The following is a 15,671-nucleotide window of genomic DNA, read 5'->3' as shown; positions in this document are numbered from 1 at the left end:
TCACATGCCCAGGCCGCCCGGGCGGTCCGTCCGGGAGCCTGTGGCGCCCGGGCTCCGGGCTGAGCCCGCCGTCACGGACTCAGGGTCAGCGTGTCCTCCGTCTTGCCGGTGACCGCCTGCTCCCCGTACGCCCAGTCCAGCATCTCGCCCCTGGCCCACTTCTCCGTCTGGTCGGTGTAATACGGGCTGTAGGCGTGCCCGGAGGCCCCGGCCAGATTGATCCAGCGTGACTTGTCCCAGTCGCCGACGTTGACGATCATCCGCATCGAGGGCACCCAGATCACCTCGTAACCACCCGCCGCGTTCCAGCCGGTCGCGTTGACGGCGGCCTCGCCTCCACCGAGGTTCCAGGGGCCCCGGTTGAGCATCCACTGCAGCGCGCCCGGGCCGCTGGTGCCGAGGGTCTGGTTCTTGAGCATCAGTTGGTGCAGTCGGCCCCAGGTCCAGCCGGAGACGTCCTTGCCGAGCTTGGCCGTGAGTTCCCAGCGGGCGTCGTCCATGGCGCGCGCCAGCAGCTGGTCACGGGTCGCGGTGGCGGTCTCCTGGCGGTTCGGGGGGGTCTGCCACCATTCGCTCGCCTCGTCCCTCAGCAGCCCTCGGACCACCTCGTACCAGCGGTCGCCACCGTCCGGCTGGGCCGAGTCGGAGTCGCGCTGACCGCACTCGCGTACGAGGCGGCTCAGATCGTCCACCGGGCCCGTGCTGTCGGCCGGACGGACATTGAGGCACTCGCCCTTGACCCTGAGCTCCTTGGGCAGCTTGTTGCCGAAGGAGAGCTTGAGGACGTTGCGCCAGACCGCGTTGAAGTAGGCCGCGGCTCCGGAGTCCGACTCCTGCGTGTAGTCCCAGCCTTCGAGCAGCTTCTGCGCCTCGCGCACATAGGGGTCGGAGACGTCGACCTTGAGCAGGTACGGGGTGAGCAGCTTGGCGATCTCGCTGCTGTTGTCCATCTGCATGGTCCGCATGTCGTCCGTCGAGATCTTCCCGCCGTCCTTGATCTTCGACTCGATGAGAGCGTTGATCCGCTGGCTGCGGGAGCCGTAGCCGTAGTCCTTGGTGATCAGGTGCGGGTACGTCCTGGAGTCCACGACGGCCTGGTTGGCGGTGACGATGTAGCCGCGCTCCGGGTCGTACTCGTACGGCAGCTCGTCGAAGGGGACGTAGCCCTTCCAGTCGGATGTCGGGTCCCAACCGGGTGTCGGCATCGAGCCGTCGTACTTCTCGGAGCGTACGGGGATCCTGCCGGGCGCCTGGTAGCCGATGTGGCCCTTGGTGTCGGCGTAGATGAGGTTCTGGGACGGCACCTCGAAGTCCTTGGCCGCGGACCTGAAGCCGTTCCAGTCCTTGGCCCGGTTGATCTTGAAGACCGCGTCCATGGACTTGCCCGGGTTCAGCGCGGTCCACTTCAGCGCCACGGCATAGCCCTCACCGCGGTCCGGGGCGGCGCCGTCGATGGGGGCGCGCTTGCCGACGGCCTCCATCTCCTCGCTGCGGTCGGAGATCAGCGGGCCGTGCTGGGTCTCGCGGACCAGGATGGTGTGGCTCGCGCCGTCCGCGACCTTGATGGTCTCCTCACGGGTCGTGAACGGCTTGACCTTGGTCCCGGCGGTGTAGCCGTCCGCGGTGACGCGTTCCAGGTAGAGGTCGGTGACGTCGGCGCCGAGGTTGGTGAAGCCCCAGGCGATGTCCTGATTGTGTCCGATGATCACACCCGGCATGCCGGAGAAGGTGTAGCCGGCGACGTCGAAGGTGCAGGCATCGGAGACGGTGCGGCAGTGCAGGCCCATCTGGGACCAGATCGACGGCAGCTGCGGCGCGAGGTGCGGGTCGTTGGCGAGCAGCGGCTTGCCCGTGGTGGTGAGGTCTCCGGAGACGACCCAGGAGTTGGAGCCGATGCCGTTGCCGCTGGGACCGAGGGGGGTCGGGACCTCGTCGAGGGAGTCGGCGAGGGTGGACAGGGAGGAGATCACCGAGGCCGCGCTCAGCTGCGACTGCGCGCCCTCGCCCTGACCGCCCTGTGACGACCCGGAGGCGCCGGATCCCGCTCCCGCCCCGGTGCCGTCACCCGCCCCCGAGGACGAGTCCGCATCGGGGTCCCACTTCCCGCTTTCGCTGTCCACGGCGCCGCTCTGGACGATCGGCTGATGCAGCTCGTACGGGTAGTCGGGATACAGATCCTTGATCTGCTTGTCATTCAGCCTGCTGCTCATCAGCGACCGGTCGATCTCGTCCTGCATATTGCCGCGCAGGTCCCAGGCCATGGCCTTGAGCCAGGCCACCGAGTCGACCGGTGACCACTTCTCCGGCTTGTAGTCGTTGGCGAAGCCGAGCGCGGCGTACTCGACGGAGATGTCCTTGTTCTCCCGCCCTGCGAGATACGCGTTGACCCCGTCGGCGTACGACTGGAGGTACTTCTTGGTGTCGTCCGACAGGACGTTGTCGTACTCCTGCTGGGCCACCTTGCGCCAGCCGAGCGTCCGCAGGAAGGCGTCCGCGTCCACCTGACTGGAGCCGAACATCTCAGAGAGCCGCCCGGCGGTCACGTGGCGGCGGACGTCCATCTCCCAGAAGCGGTCCTGGGCGTGCACGAACCCCTGCGCGCGGAACAGGTCCTCATCGCTGCTCGCATAGATCTGCGGGATCCCGTTGCCGTCCCGCTTGACCTCGACATGACCCGACAGCCCGGGGAGCTTGATCGTCCCGGTCGTCTGCGGGAACGAGGCGCGCACCGTGCTCAGGCCCCAGTACGAGCCCCAGCCGACGGTCCCGATCAGCGCCAGCACCAGCACCAGCACGATCAGACGGGCGCGTCGCCCCTTCTTCTTGGCGGGCTTCTCGGCCGCCGGGGCGGCTGCCTCTGGGGCGGCTGTGGAGGAGGGCATCGCTGTCCTTCAAGGGGCAGGGTGGTCCAGGGGAGTGCTGGAGCAACCATAGGCGCAGCGCGAAACCTGCCCGGACGCGGTATCAGTAACGCCATATCGGCATCACCATCAGACCCCCTTCTATCGAACTGGCGATCCAGTTGATCGATGGGGCGTCAAGAAAGCGTTAACGATTAGGTAAGGTAACGAAGTGTCTGGCGAGATGTCGACCCCGAAGGAACGTTCCGGCGGGGCGGACATGAGGGGAAGGATCGGCCACTGACTGTCCACCAGCTCAATGAACTCCTGCTCGTCTGCTCGCTCGTCCTGCTCATCGCCGTGGCGGCGGTGCGCGTCTCGTCCCGGAGCGGGCTTCCGAGCCTGCTGCTGTACCTGGGCATCGGGATCGCCATAGGGCAGGACGGGTTCTTCCACGTCAAGTTCGACAACGCCGAACTGACCCAGGTGATCGGCTATGCCGCACTTGTGGTGATCCTGGCCGAGGGTGGCCTGGGCACCAAGTGGAAAGAGGTGAAACCGGCACTTCCGGCCGCCGCTTCGCTGTCGCTCGTCGGCGTCGCGGTGAGCGTCGGCATCACCGCCGCGGGGGCGCACTACCTGGTCGGACTGGAATGGCGTCAGGCGCTCATCATCGGCGCGGTGGTCTCGTCGACGGACGCCGCCGCCGTCTTCTCCGTGCTGCGGAAGGTGCCGCTGCCCTCGCGCATCACGGGCGTGCTGGAAGCCGAGTCGGGCTTCAACGACGCCCCTGTCGTCATCCTCGTCGTGGCCTTCTCCACGGCCGGCTCGGTGGAGGACTGGTACGTCCTCATCGGCAAGATCATGCTCGAACTGGCGATCGGCGCCGCGATCGGCCTGGCCATGGGATTCCTGGGCGCCTACGCCCTGCGCCGCGTGGCACTCCCCGCATCCGGCCTCTACCCGATCGCCGTCATGGCGATCGCCGTGACGGCGTACGCGGCCGGTGCCATCGCCCACGGCAGCGGATTCCTCGCCGTCTACCTGGCCTCCATGGTGCTCGGCAATTCCAAGCTCCCGCACTGGCCAGCGACCCGCGGTTTCGCCGAGGGGCTCGGCTGGCTGGCCCAGATCGGCATGTTCGTGCTCCTCGGTCTGCTGGTGACACCACACGAGCTCATGGACGACTTCTGGACGGCGGTCACCATCGGCCTGGTGCTGACCATGGTGGCGCGGCCGCTGTCCGTGTTCGTCGGCCTGCTGCCGTTCAAGATGCCTTGGCAGGAGCAGACCCTCATGTCATGGGCGGGCCTGCGCGGCGCGGTGCCCATCATCCTGGCGACCATCCCGATGGTCTACGAGGTCGAGTACAGCAGGCGGATCTTCAACATCGTCTTTGTGCTCGTCGTGGTCTACACCCTGGTGCAGGGGCCGACGCTGCCCTGGCTGGCGAAGGCGCTGCGGCTCGGCGACGGAAGCGAGGCGGCCGACCTCGGGATCGAGTCGGCGCCCCTGGAGCGGCTGCGCGGCCATCTGCTCTCCGTCGCGATCCCGGCGAAGTCGCGGATGCACGGCGTCGAGGTCGCCGAGCTCCGACTGCCCGCGGGTGCCGCCGTCACCCTTGTCGTACGCGAGGGCAAGAGCTTCGTACCGATGCCGTCCACCGTGTTGCGGCGCGGGGACGAGCTTCTGGTGGTGGCGACGGATCCGGTACGGGACTCGGCGGAGGCGCGGCTGCGGGCCGTCGGGCAGGGCGGAAAGCTCGCCGGCTGGCTGGGGACCGGGCGGGGGAACTCCGGGCAGGGCCGCAGCTGAAGTCCCCTACCCGCCGGAATCCGGGGCCGAGCCTGGCCCCAGTCCCGGATTCGTCCCGATCCTGTGCAGCGCCTGGTTCGTCCGGGCCCTGCGCAGTCCCGGGTTCGTCGGCCTTGTGCGGGGCCGGCTTCGTCCGGCCCCGTGCAGTCGGCGGCCCGGCCAATCCGAGGAATCCTCCCGATACATCAAATACTTCCGAGGAGGATCTCCTCTCAGCCCTGTATCATGAAGGCACACAGTACGACCAACTCTGCCTGACGCAGAGCTGGCGCGACCGTATGGCGACCGAGTCTCCCTTGCAGCGGGCACCGGTATCTACCGCAGTTACGCGCAAGAGGACAGCTCTCGGCTGCTCCCCGGCACCCCGGGTAGCGCTACCAGGCGGCAGAAAGGCAAGGACCGTGGCGTCCACGGTCTCCCCTGACGAGCGCCCCGGCTACGGGCAACTGCTCCGCACCCCCGGAGCATGGACATTCCTGCTTCCCGGTTTCGCGGCCCGGCAGCCTTTCGCGATGCTCACGATCAGCATCGTGCTGCTGGTCCAGCACACCACCGGTTCCTACGGCAGCGCCGGAGCCGTGGCCGCGGTCACCGGTGTCTCCATGGCGCTGTTCGCCCCCCAGAGCGGCAAGCTCGCCGACCGCCGAGGTCAGCGGGCCGTACTGCTGCCCGGGGTGGTCGTACACGCCGCGTCCGGCGCGACGCTGACCGCGCTGGCGCTGGCGGACGCTCCACTGTGGGCGCTGTTCGCGGCGGCCGTCCCGACGGGCGCGTCGGTACCCCAGATCAGCCCCATGGTGCGGGCTCGCTGGGCGGCGAAACTCGGCGGCTCACGCCTGATGCCGACGGCGGCGGCCTTCGAGTCCGTCACGGACGAGTTCACCTTCGTGGTCGGTCCCGTGCTGGCCACGGCGCTGTGCACCGGAGTCCACCCCGCTGCCGGCCTGATCACCGAAGCCGCGCTCACACTGGTCGGCGGAGTGCTGTTCGCCGCCCAGCGCCGCACCCAGCCGCCGTTCGGCCGCCCGGACGCCGGCGAGCAGGTGCGGCATGTCTCCGCACTGTCCGTGCCGGGCGTACGGGTGCTGGCCGTGACGTTCCTCGGTATCGGCTCCGTCTTCGGCGGGATGCAGGTTTCACTCGCCGCGTTCACGGAAGAGATCGGCCAGCCGGGCGTGAACGGCCTGCTGTACGGCATGTTCGCGGCCGGCAACATGCTGGCCGGTATCGCCGTGGGCGCCATCGCCTGGAAATCCGGACCGCGCCGCCGACTGGTGGTCGGGTATCTGGGCCTGACCGCGGCGGCGTCCGTGCTGTGGACAGCCGATTCGATCATCGCCCTCGGCGTGCTCGGCCTGGTCGTCGGCCTGTGCATCGCACCCGCGCTGATCGCCGGCTTCACGCTGGTCGAACCGCTGGTACCGGCCTCGGCCCGTACCGAGGCCTTCACCTGGTTGACCGGCGCGGTGGCCCTCGGCCAGGCGGCGGCGGTGACGGTCGCCGGGCAGTTGGCGGACGCGCACGGTTCGGGCACCTCGTTCCTGGTGCCGCTGGTGGGAACGGCACTCGCGCTGGCCACCCTGGTCGCGCTGCGCTCACGGCTGGTTCCGCAGGCGTCGAGCAGGACCGTCGCACGTGGCGTCGGTCACCGCGTGCCCGTGGCAGTGGACTGATCCGTCGGAATACGTCACTATGGATCGTCGTTAGCACTCATCGAGTGAGAGTGCCAGGAGGAAGACAAGTGCCGACCTACCAGTACCAGTGCACCGAGTGCGGCGAGGGCCTCGAGGCGGTGCAGAAGTTCACCGACGACGCGCTGACGGAGTGCCCGAACTGCAAGGGCCGCCTCAAGAAGGTGTTCTCGGCGGTCGGCATCGTCTTCAAGGGCTCCGGCTTCTACCGCAACGACAGCCGCGGTTCGTCGTCGAGCAGCTCGCCCGCCTCCTCGGCGAAGTCGGCCCCGGACTCGAAGCCCGCCTCGTCCGGCGACTCCGGGTCCTCCGGGTCCTCGGATTCGGCGGGCAGCTCCAACAGCACGCCCGCTGCCAGCGGTTCGTCCGCCGCTTAGCCACGCGCCGCGCCTGATCCGCTTCGGCGGTGCGCATACGGCCCACGGTCATTCCAAGGCCCCATCCGTTGTCGAGCATTCGTTTGCGACGGGTGGGGCCTTCGGCTTGTGGCGGCACGGCTACTGTGATCGCCATGGCCAACGCAGAGGACGCACAGCGAGCGACCGCCCGAGAGACATCCGTTCACGCAGAGAACGGCGTTCATGCCGAGATCGGTGTGATCGGCGGCTCGGGTTTCTACTCGTTCCTGGAGAACGTGACCGAGGTGGCGGTGCCGACCCCCTACGGCAGCCCGAGCGACTCGCTCTTCTTCGGCGAGCTAGCGGGTCGGCGCGTCGCGTTCCTCCCCCGGCACGGGCGTGGCCACCACCTGCCGCCGCACCGCATCAACTACCGGGCCAATCTGTGGGCGCTGCGCTCGGTCGGGGTACGCCAGGTACTGGCGCCCTGCGCGGTGGGCGGTCTGCGGTCGGAGTACGGGCCGGGCACGCTGCTGGTCCCGGACCAGCTCGTGGACCGGACGAAGTCGCGCACCGACACCTTCTATGACGGCGAGCCGCTCGCGGAGGGCCCGGTGCCCAAGGTGGTCCATGTGTCACTGGCCGACCCCTACTGTCCGGTCGGGCGGCAGGCAACCCTGGGGGCGGCCCGGGGACGCGACTGGGAACCGGTCGACGGCGGCACGCTGGTGGTCGTCGAAGGCCCGCGTTTCGGTACCCGCGCCGAATCGCGCTGGCACGCGGCCATGGGCTGGTCCGTGGTCGGCATGACCGGGCACCCGGAAGCGGCGCTCGCCCGTGAGCTTGAGCTCTGCTACACGTCGATGGCCCTGGTGACGGACCTCGACGCCGGGGCCGAGACGGGCGACGGCGTCTCGCACGGGGAAGTGATGGAGGTCTTCGCCGCGAACGTGGACCGGCTCCGGGGGGTCGTGTTCGACGCGGTGGCGGGGCTTCAGGCGACCGGTGAGCGCGCCTGCCTGTGCTCGAAGGCGCTGGGTGGCGTGGATACCGGCATAGAGCTGCCCTGACGATCCTTTGCTCACCCCGCGTTCACCCCCCCGGGGTGAGCGAGTTGTCCACAACTCTCCACCGATCCACAGGCCCGGACGGAACGGCGGTGGAACGTGGATCGTGAGGGGCGTGCGGAACGGCTCCGCAGCACCCTCGCATAAGGCGGTCCGATGATGACGCCGTTCTCCGACCACCAGGAGTACGAAACCTCACCGGCGGCACGGGAATCCCTGTCCGACCGGGGCACGCACCAGGAGGGCCACAGGCACGAACCGGTGCACGACCCCGGGCACAGGCACGAACCGGGACAGCGGCCTGGACACGACCCCGGACGCAAACGCGTGCCGCCTCACGGCTCCGATCAGGGGTCCGTGTCGTTGCCCGTACCCGGCTACGGGCAACGACATCGGCACCGGTCGGTGCTGGGCGATCCGACTCTGCCACCGCCCTCACCGGCGCCCGAGCCGCTGGGGATGCCGTGCTTCCCGCCGTTGTCGGTGCGGTCCGGTTGGCGGCGACCGCGACTGCGACGCGCGCTGCGCCGACGGCGGCGTGCACTGGCCGCCGGGCTCGCGGTGACCGCGGCGGCCCTCGCGGCATGGGGCCCCGAAGCCCTCGGCAACGCCGTCGGGCCGACACCGCACGCGGACGCGGTCATGGGGAACGCGACGCACCGGCCGCCTCCGGTGCGGTTCGTCTCCGCCCCGGTGCGGATCGCGGACGCGGAAGCCGTGCGCCTGCTGCGGCCCGGCGATCGCGTCGACGTGATCGCCGCCACCGAGTCCACCGGCTTCGGGCCGGGCGCTCCGCCTGGCGCCCGCGCCCATGTCGTCGCGACCGGCGCGACGGTGCTGCGGGTTCCGCGCCCCGAGACGGCTGTGCCGGACGGTGGCGCGCTGGTGGTGCTCTCGGTCTCGCGTCCCGTCGCCTCGGCACTGGCCGGCGCGGGTGCGACATCCCGCCTGGCGGTGGTGCTGTGCTGAGGGCTCAGCAGCCGAAGGACCGGACGCCGACGGCTCAAAGGCCGGGCACTCGGAGCTCGCAGCCTCAGATGTGGTGTGGAGGCTTCTCGTCGAGGAAGCGCGCGAGATCCGCGGCGCCGGTGGCGCCTGTCGTCGAGGGCCGCTCGCCCCATCCGCGGTCCGTGTCGTCGGATGACTGCTGGTCCAGCGGATCATCGAAGATCAACGCCGCTGCGGGACGGGGCTGCTGCCCCGGTGTGTTCGGATCGCGCGGTCGGGGGCTCGGAGCGGTGCTCATACGCCCAGAATATGCCGGGCGGGGATCCGGGAGCCGCCATGCCCATGACGGGCACGTTCCCAGAACGTGCTCGACGGGACCGCCGCGTGGGGAGAGCGAGCAGCCCGAGGGGAGCAGAGCCCAAGACTGCGAACTCAGCCCTTTCTGCTGTGCTGGACATATGACGTCCACACCCGCCTCGACCCAGGACGACCGGTTCAAGCCCGTGCGCCGTATGCGTGCACGCCGCCGGGACGAAGCTCATCGCTCCGCCACCCCCCTCGAGCTGTTCTTCGACCTCTGCTTCGTCGTGGCCGTAGGACAGGCCGGGATCCAACTGGTGCACGCGCTCGCCGAGGGCCATGTCAGCGACGGCATCATCGGCTATCTGTTCGTCTTCTTCGGCGTGTGGTGGGCCTGGATGAACTTCACCTGGTTCGCGTCCGCCTATGACTGCGACGACGTGCCCTACCGGATCGCGACGCTGGTGCAGATCTGCGGGGTGCTGATCTACGCGGCCGGTGTGCCCAGGGCGTTCGCCGACAATGACTGGGCCATCGCCGTCGTCGGCTATGTGGTGATGCGCATCGCGCTGACCGCACAGTGGCTGCGGGCAGCCGCCTCCGAGCCTCCGGGGCCTGCCCGACGCACCGCTCTCACATACGCCAGCGGCGTGATTGTCTGCCAGGCAGCCTGGATCGCTCTGCTGAGCGCTCCGGAGGACGCCAAGCGCTGGTTGTTCGTGCTTGCCGCCGCAGCCGAACTGCTCGTGCCGCTGATCGCGGAGCGCGGCCATCAGACGCCCTGGCATCCGCACCACATCGCGGAACGCTACGGACTGTTCACCATCATCGTGTTGGGCGAGACGATGTTCGCGGCCACGATCGGAGTGCAGTCCGTACTGGGCGAGGTAGAGGAGTTCGGCGAGCTGGTGCCGATCGCGGCAGGCGGCATCCTGATCATCTTCGCGGCCTGGTGGATCTACTTCTCGGTCCCCGTGCACGAAAGGCTCAGGGGCAACCGCGAATCCATACCGTGGGGCTACGGGCACTTCCTGATCTTCGCCTCCGCAGCCGCGATCGGGGCAGGTCTGGAGGTCGCCGTGGAGCAGTCCGCGGGCAAGGCGCACATCCCCGTGCTCGGTGCCGCGGCAGCGGTCACGGTGCCCACGGCGCTCTACCTGCTCACCGTCTGGTACCTGCACGCCCGGCACTTCAAGCGGACCACCGCACAGCAACTGCTGCTCCCGGTGTCGGTACCGCTCGTACTCGCCTGCACCTTCGCCGGTCACTGGGCCGTGCTCGCCACCGGGCTGGTGATGGCGGCGGTGGTGACGGTCGGTGTGATCCTGGCGAGCGGACACCCGGAGACGGCGGGCTCTCCGGGCCTACCGGAGCTGGAGGTGTGAGACCGGCCCGCGCGTATAGCCGACGACGGTCGACGGCACCGCCACCCCGCCCCCGGCCACGTGTCCAGGACCACCGTGTCCGAATCCCTTCCTTGGTTTCCCTTGCTTCCCTTGGTTCCACGCGCGCCTGGCTCCAAGCGCGGCTGGCCGACAGAATTCCGGCAAGGTGGGCACAGGGCAGGGCAGTTGGCCCGAGTCGCGTGATACGCAGAAGGCATGGCATTCAACGACGCACTCACCGACGTGCACGGCCTGCGGGTCGGACATGCCCGCCACCCCGGGCCGGGGGCGCTCAGCGGGACCACGGTCGTCCTGGCTCCGGAGGGCGGGGCGGTCGCCGCCGTCGACGTGCGCGGCGGCGGTCCGGGCACCCGGGAGACCGATGCACTCGACCCGCGCAATCTCGTGCAGCGCGTCGACGCGGTCGTGCTGACCGGCGGCAGCGCCTACGGGCTGGACTCCGCGTCCGGTGTCATGGCGTGGCTGGAGGAACAGGGCCGCGGCGTCCAAGCCGGGCGTGAGCCGGGGCAGGTCGTTCCGGTGGTACCCGCCGCGTGTGTCTACGACCTGGGCCGGGGAGGCGACTGGCGGGCCAGGCCCGGTGCGGAGACGGGGCGGGCCGCGGTGGAGGCAGCGGCGGACACGGAGGCGGGTGCCCCTGTTGAGGAGGGCTGCGTCGGTGCGGGAACCGGCGCGGTGGTGGGACGTGTCAAGGGCGGGGTCGGCACGGCGAGCACACGGCTGCCCGACGGGACGGTGGTCGCCGCGCTCGTGGTCGCCAATGCCGCCGGTTCCGCGATCGATCCGGATACGGGCGTGCTCTACGGGGGGTACTTCACGGGGCAGCGGCCCGACTACCCCACCGCGGAGACCCATGCGGCGGCCCTGCACCGTCTCGCCGGGGCGGCGGACGCGATGGGGGCGCCTCCGCTGAACACCACGTTGGCCGTCGTCGCCACCGACGCCGGACTGACGCGCGCGCAGGCGCACAAGCTCGCCGGGACGGCTCACGACGGAATCGCGCGCGCCGTGCGCCCGGTCCATCTACTCAACGACGGGGACACCGTGTTCGCCCTCGCAACCGGAGAGCGTCCGCTGGGCGACGCCCCGCTGGCCCTCAACCCCGTGCTCGCGGCGGGCGCGGACGTGGTGACGCGGGCGATCGTGCGCGCGATGCTGGCGGCACGGACGGCAACCGGCCCAGGGGGCGACTTTCCCTCGTACCGGGAGCTGTACGCGTGTTGAGCCAAGCAGCGGACCCACGTTGAGCTGAGGCGCAGCGGAGCAAACGAGAAGGAGCAAACAACGACACGCGGAAACTTTGCGCCATGCCCCGTTCGTTTTCCCGAACCCGGGACGCGATGTCCGACCCAGGGACTACGTTAAGCAGTCACCAAGTGACGTGTGGCAACGGCCTGGAGATCCGGAGAACCACCTTGAACGATCCGTACGAGACAACCGAGACGCAGCTCGAGCGGCTCCTGGGTCGGGCACTCAACTCCTTCGACCTTCCCGACACCATGGTCGATCGGCTCGAATCCGCGCTGGCGCACGCCAGTTCGCTGCATTCCTCGCTGCACAGCAGGGGGCTGCACCGGTCGACCTACCGACATACGTATCTGCTGGCCGACGGTTCGTCCCTCACTCTCTGGGAGCTCGTGCACAACAACGGGCGGGACGGCATCGAGCAGCACGAGGTGTACGCGGAGGAGACGGAGGCACGAGTCGCCGCGTCCCGGCTCAGGGCCATGCGTCCAGGGAGGTCCGACGGCGCGAGCGGCCCAGGAGGCTCGACCGGCGCGGACAGCACCGACGGTCCCGGGGGCAGCACCGGCGGCACGACCGGGCCTGGCGGCAGGTGCGCCGAGGGCGACGGCACCGCGGACGGCCCCGCCGACACGGACGGGGCGGTGGACGATCTGGACGCCGATCTGGAGCTGCTCGGCAAGTTGCTGGCCGGCCCCGGGGCCGCGCCGCCACGCACCTACGAGCCGGACAACTCCCCCGACCATGCCCGCCGGTTACTGCGCAGGGCCGAGAATCGCGATCGGCCGGGCGAGGACACGGCGCTGCTGCTGCGGTCCGCTTTCGCCCACCACATCAGCCAGGCCTTCGGCCGCCAGTGCTTCATAGGCGGCCGAGGCTCGGGCTTCACGCTCTACGAGCACGCGTTCCTACTGCTCGACGGGACCGAGCTGAGCCTGTGGGAAGTGGAGCACACAGCGACCCCGGACGGCCGCCATATGTGCGAGGTCTACAGCGACGAGCGCACGGCACGCGGCGCGATCGAGCTCCGTGCCGCCCGTGCCCGGGTGCGCTGATCCGGGACGGGACTCGACCGTTCCGGATCGCCCCACCACGGCAGCGGCCCGGCGCCGGAAGGAGTGCTCCCGGGGCCGGGTCCCGCGCGGCCCTCGGGTGAGCTTCGCCCACCCCGCTTCGCCGCTCAGCCGGTCTTGGTCGGCGACTGCTGCTTCTGCCTCTGCTCCGGAAGCCCGGTGGGCGCTCCCACCTCCGCATCGGCCGTGTCCTCCAGCGCCCCGGATTCCATGTGCTGCTTCGGCCGGGCCGGCAGGGCGAACATCACCAGGAAGATCACGCCCAGGACCGCGGCGACCCACCACAGCGAGTGCTGGAAGGCATCGGCGAAGGCAGTCCCGACCGCCGCCGGTGTCGTCGGCCTCGCATCGTCGATGACACCGAAGAAGACCACCGCGACCAGTCCGAGACCGAGCGCGTTGCCCGTCTGCATGGTGGTGTTGATCAGGCCTGAGGCCGATCCGGCGTGCTCACGCGGCACATCGGACAGCACCGCGTCGGTCAGGGGCGCCACGATGAGGCCCATGCCCAGCCCCATGACCACCAGCGGGGCAGCCATCTGCCAGGAGCTGATACCCATGCCGTACCGGTCGGCCTCCCAGATGTAGAGCAGCAGCCCGGCCATCATCGTCAGCGCGCCCGCCTGGAGCACCTTGCGTCCGAACCGCGGCACCAGCTGCTGCACCGACAAGCCGGCCGCCAGGGACACCGCGATGGAGAACGGCACCCCGGTCAGTCCCGCCCGCAGTGGGCTCCAGCCCAGGCCCACCTGCATGTACAGCGTCCAGACCAGGAAGAAGATGCCCATGACCACGCCGAAGGTCAGCTGCACCGCGATTCCCGCGGCGAAGCTCTTCACCCGGAACAGCGACAACTCCACCAGCGGTGAACCGTCCTTGCGCGTCTTGTAGCGCTCGTAGACCACGAACACGGCGAACATGAAGGGGCTCGCGACCATGCTCAGATGCCCCCACAGCGGCCAGTCCAGCTCACGGCCGCGCGTCAGCGGGTAGATCAGCATCAGCAGCGACACCGTGGCGAGCACGACACCGACCAGATCGAGTCGAAGGGCCTTCTCGGCGCGGGACTCGGTGATGAACTTCCGGCCCAGGATGACGCCCGCGATGCCGACCGGGAGGTTGATCAGGAAGATCGGCCGCCACTCCAGGCCGAAGAGGTTCCACTGGGTGAGCAGCGCACCGAGCAACGGCCCGGACACCGCGCCGAGCCCGACGATCGCACCGAACATCCCGAAGACCTTGCCGCGTTCGTGCGGCGGGAAGGTCACATGGATGATCGCGAGCACCTGCGGCACCATCATCGCCGCCATCGCGCCCTGGAGCAGCCGCGCCCCGACCAGCATCTCCGTACCCACGGCGAACCCGCAGAGGGCGGAGGCGAGGGTGAAGCCCGAGATGCCTATCAGGAAGAGCCGCCTGCGGCCGAAGATGTCGCCGAGCCGCCCGCCGGTGATCAGGCCCGCCGCGAACGCCAGCGCATAGCCGGCGGTGATCCACTGGATCGCCCCGAACGACGCCTCGAGGCTGCGCTCGATGCTCGGGATCGCTACGTTGACGATGGTGACGTCGACCAGGTCCATGAAGGCCGCGGTCATCACGATGGCCAGGGCGATCCAGCGACGCCGGTCAGCCGTTCGGTCGGCCGACGGATCCGGCGCGTGGCCGGATTGGGCTTCGGGATCGGGTGCGGAGTGGGACGTGGCCGTTGCGGGCACGGCGGCTTGGGAACTCATGCCGGGAAACCTACGCCCGATATAGGTCAGGCGATGTCCTAGACGACTGGCAGTGTGGCGCATATGACAGACACCCCGGCACGACTGCTGAATCTGCTGTCTCTACTCCAGACCCCGCGCGAATGGCCGGGCAGCGAGCTGGCAGAGCGTCTCGACGTCAGCCCGCGCACCATCCGCCGGGATATCGACCGGCTGCGCGACCTCGGTTATCCGGTCGAGTCCACGAAGGGGTCCGCGGGCGGGTACCGGCTGGTCGCCGGAGCGGCCATGCCTCCCCTGCTGCTGGACGACGAGGAGGCGGTCGCCATCGCGGTGGGGCTGCGGGCCGGGGCCGGTCATGCCATCGAGGGTGTTGACGAAGCGTCCGTGCGAGCCCTGGCGAAGCTGGAGCAGGTGCTCCCGTCGCGGCTGCGCCACCGGGTCTCCACCCTCCAGAGCGCGATGATCCCGCTCACCCGGGGCGACGGCGCCACGGTGGACCCGCACACGCTCACCGCCATCGCATCGACGGTCACCGGCCGGGAGCGGCTGCGCTTCGGCTACCGCTCCGGAGACGGGGCCGAGTCGAGAAGACTGGTGGAACCGTATCGGCTGGTTTCGACCGGGCGGCGCTGGTACCTGGTCGCGTACGACACCGCGCGGGAGGACTGGCGCACCTTCCGGGTCGACCGGATCACCGAGCCGTTCGCCACGGGCGCCCGCTTCACGGCGCGCACGCTGCCGGCGGAGGGGGACGCCCAGACGTTCCTGGCTCATTCCATGTTCCGCAACCAGCCCGAGCACACGCTCGATGTGAGCTTCGACGCCTCGGCGGAGCACATAGCGGGCCGGCTTCCGGGCTATCTCGGCACGCCGGAACCGACGGGCCCGGAGAGCTGCCGTCTCCACGCTCGCGCACAGGACTCGCTGGAGTGGCTGGCGCTGCGACTGGCCTTGTTGGACTGCGAGTTCACCGTCCACGGCCCCCCTGAGCTGTCCGGCCACCTCACCAGGCTCGGCGCCCGGCTGACCCGGGCCGCGGAGCGCGGTTCGCGAGCGTCCCGTGCACATCCATGAGACGACGTGCGCGAGCCGCCTGTCCACATCCATGAGAGGTGCGCGAGCCGACCGTACACGTACATGGGCCGCATGGGCGGTTCGCGATCCCCTCGCCGGCGCACCCGGCCGGGTGTGCGGAACGCGTACCCGCAGGGTGCCCGGCCAGAGGGTGAGGGC

12 protein-coding genes are annotated in these 15,671 nt (G+C 69.7%); 9 read left to right on the top strand and 3 right to left on the bottom strand.

Annotation, left to right across the window (positions count from 1 at the left end):
• Positions 1-71: 71 nt before the first annotated feature.
• Positions 72-2,882, bottom strand: coding sequence for a penicillin acylase family protein (locus V1460_RS04370; protein WP_338672239.1), 2,811 nt, complete (start codon positions 2,880-2,882; stop codon positions 72-74).
• A gap of 258 nt (positions 2,883-3,140) precedes the next feature.
• Here V1460_RS04370 and V1460_RS04365 point away from each other — a divergent pair, with 258 nt between their 5' ends.
• From V1460_RS04365 to V1460_RS04345, 5 genes are all read left to right on the top strand, one after another.
• Positions 3,141-4,655, top strand: coding sequence for a potassium/proton antiporter (locus V1460_RS04365; protein ID WP_338677886.1), 1,515 nt, complete (start codon positions 3,141-3,143; stop codon positions 4,653-4,655).
• Positions 4,656-5,056: 401 nt separating this feature from the next.
• Positions 5,057-6,328, top strand: coding sequence for an MFS transporter (locus tag V1460_RS04360; RefSeq protein WP_338672238.1), 1,272 nt, complete (start codon positions 5,057-5,059; stop codon positions 6,326-6,328).
• A 68-nt stretch (positions 6,329-6,396) separates the two neighbouring features.
• Positions 6,397-6,723: an FmdB family zinc ribbon protein gene (locus V1460_RS04355; RefSeq protein ID WP_338672237.1), complete on the top strand. Its 327-nt coding sequence runs from the start codon at positions 6,397-6,399 to the stop codon at positions 6,721-6,723.
• A 134-nt stretch (positions 6,724-6,857) separates the two neighbouring features.
• Positions 6,858-7,754, top strand: a complete 897-nt coding sequence (locus V1460_RS04350; RefSeq protein WP_338672236.1) for an S-methyl-5'-thioadenosine phosphorylase — start codon at positions 6,858-6,860, stop codon at positions 7,752-7,754.
• Between the two features lie 354 nt (positions 7,755-8,108).
• Entirely contained in the window at positions 8,109-8,720 is a 612-nt protein-coding gene (locus tag V1460_RS04345) for a hypothetical protein (RefSeq protein WP_338672235.1), read from the top strand.
• Positions 8,721-8,784: 64 nt separating this feature from the next.
• On the opposite strand, the gene V1460_RS04340 is transcribed toward V1460_RS04345, so the two are convergent.
• Complete coding sequence (locus V1460_RS04340) at positions 8,785-8,997, bottom strand: hypothetical protein (protein WP_338672234.1); 213 nt, start codon at positions 8,995-8,997, stop codon at positions 8,785-8,787.
• Between the two features lie 160 nt (positions 8,998-9,157).
• Here V1460_RS04340 and V1460_RS04335 point away from each other — a divergent pair, with 160 nt between their 5' ends.
• The 3 genes from V1460_RS04335 (at position 9,158) to V1460_RS04325 (ending at position 12,705) form a co-directional block, all read left to right on the top strand.
• On the top strand, positions 9,158-10,384 hold the full coding sequence (locus V1460_RS04335; protein WP_338672233.1) for a low temperature requirement protein A: 1,227 nt from the start codon (positions 9,158-9,160) through the stop codon (positions 10,382-10,384).
• Between the two features lie 216 nt (positions 10,385-10,600).
• Positions 10,601-11,629 (top strand): P1 family peptidase, encoded by a 1,029-nt coding sequence (locus V1460_RS04330; RefSeq protein WP_338672231.1) that lies wholly within the window; start codon positions 10,601-10,603, stop codon positions 11,627-11,629.
• A gap of 191 nt (positions 11,630-11,820) precedes the next feature.
• The gene (locus V1460_RS04325) at positions 11,821-12,705 is read left to right on the top strand and encodes a DUF6227 family protein (protein ID WP_338672230.1); all 885 of its coding nucleotides are present in this window, start codon (positions 11,821-11,823) and stop codon (positions 12,703-12,705) included.
• A gap of 125 nt (positions 12,706-12,830) precedes the next feature.
• Here V1460_RS04325 and V1460_RS04320 read toward each other — a convergent pair whose 3' ends face one another.
• The gene (locus V1460_RS04320) at positions 12,831-14,456 is read right to left on the bottom strand and encodes an MFS transporter (protein WP_338672228.1); all 1,626 of its coding nucleotides are present in this window, start codon (positions 14,454-14,456) and stop codon (positions 12,831-12,833) included.
• A 63-nt stretch (positions 14,457-14,519) separates the two neighbouring features.
• Here V1460_RS04320 and V1460_RS04315 point away from each other — a divergent pair, with 63 nt between their 5' ends.
• Positions 14,520-15,512: a YafY family protein gene (locus V1460_RS04315; RefSeq protein ID WP_338672227.1), complete on the top strand. Its 993-nt coding sequence runs from the start codon at positions 14,520-14,522 to the stop codon at positions 15,510-15,512.
• Positions 15,513-15,671: the final 159 nt, after the last annotated feature.

Source organism: Streptomyces sp. SCSIO 30461, from assembly GCF_037023745.1.
Classification (GTDB): domain Bacteria; phylum Actinomycetota; class Actinomycetes; order Streptomycetales; family Streptomycetaceae; genus Streptomyces.
This window is presented reverse-complemented; position numbering and strand designations above follow the sequence as displayed.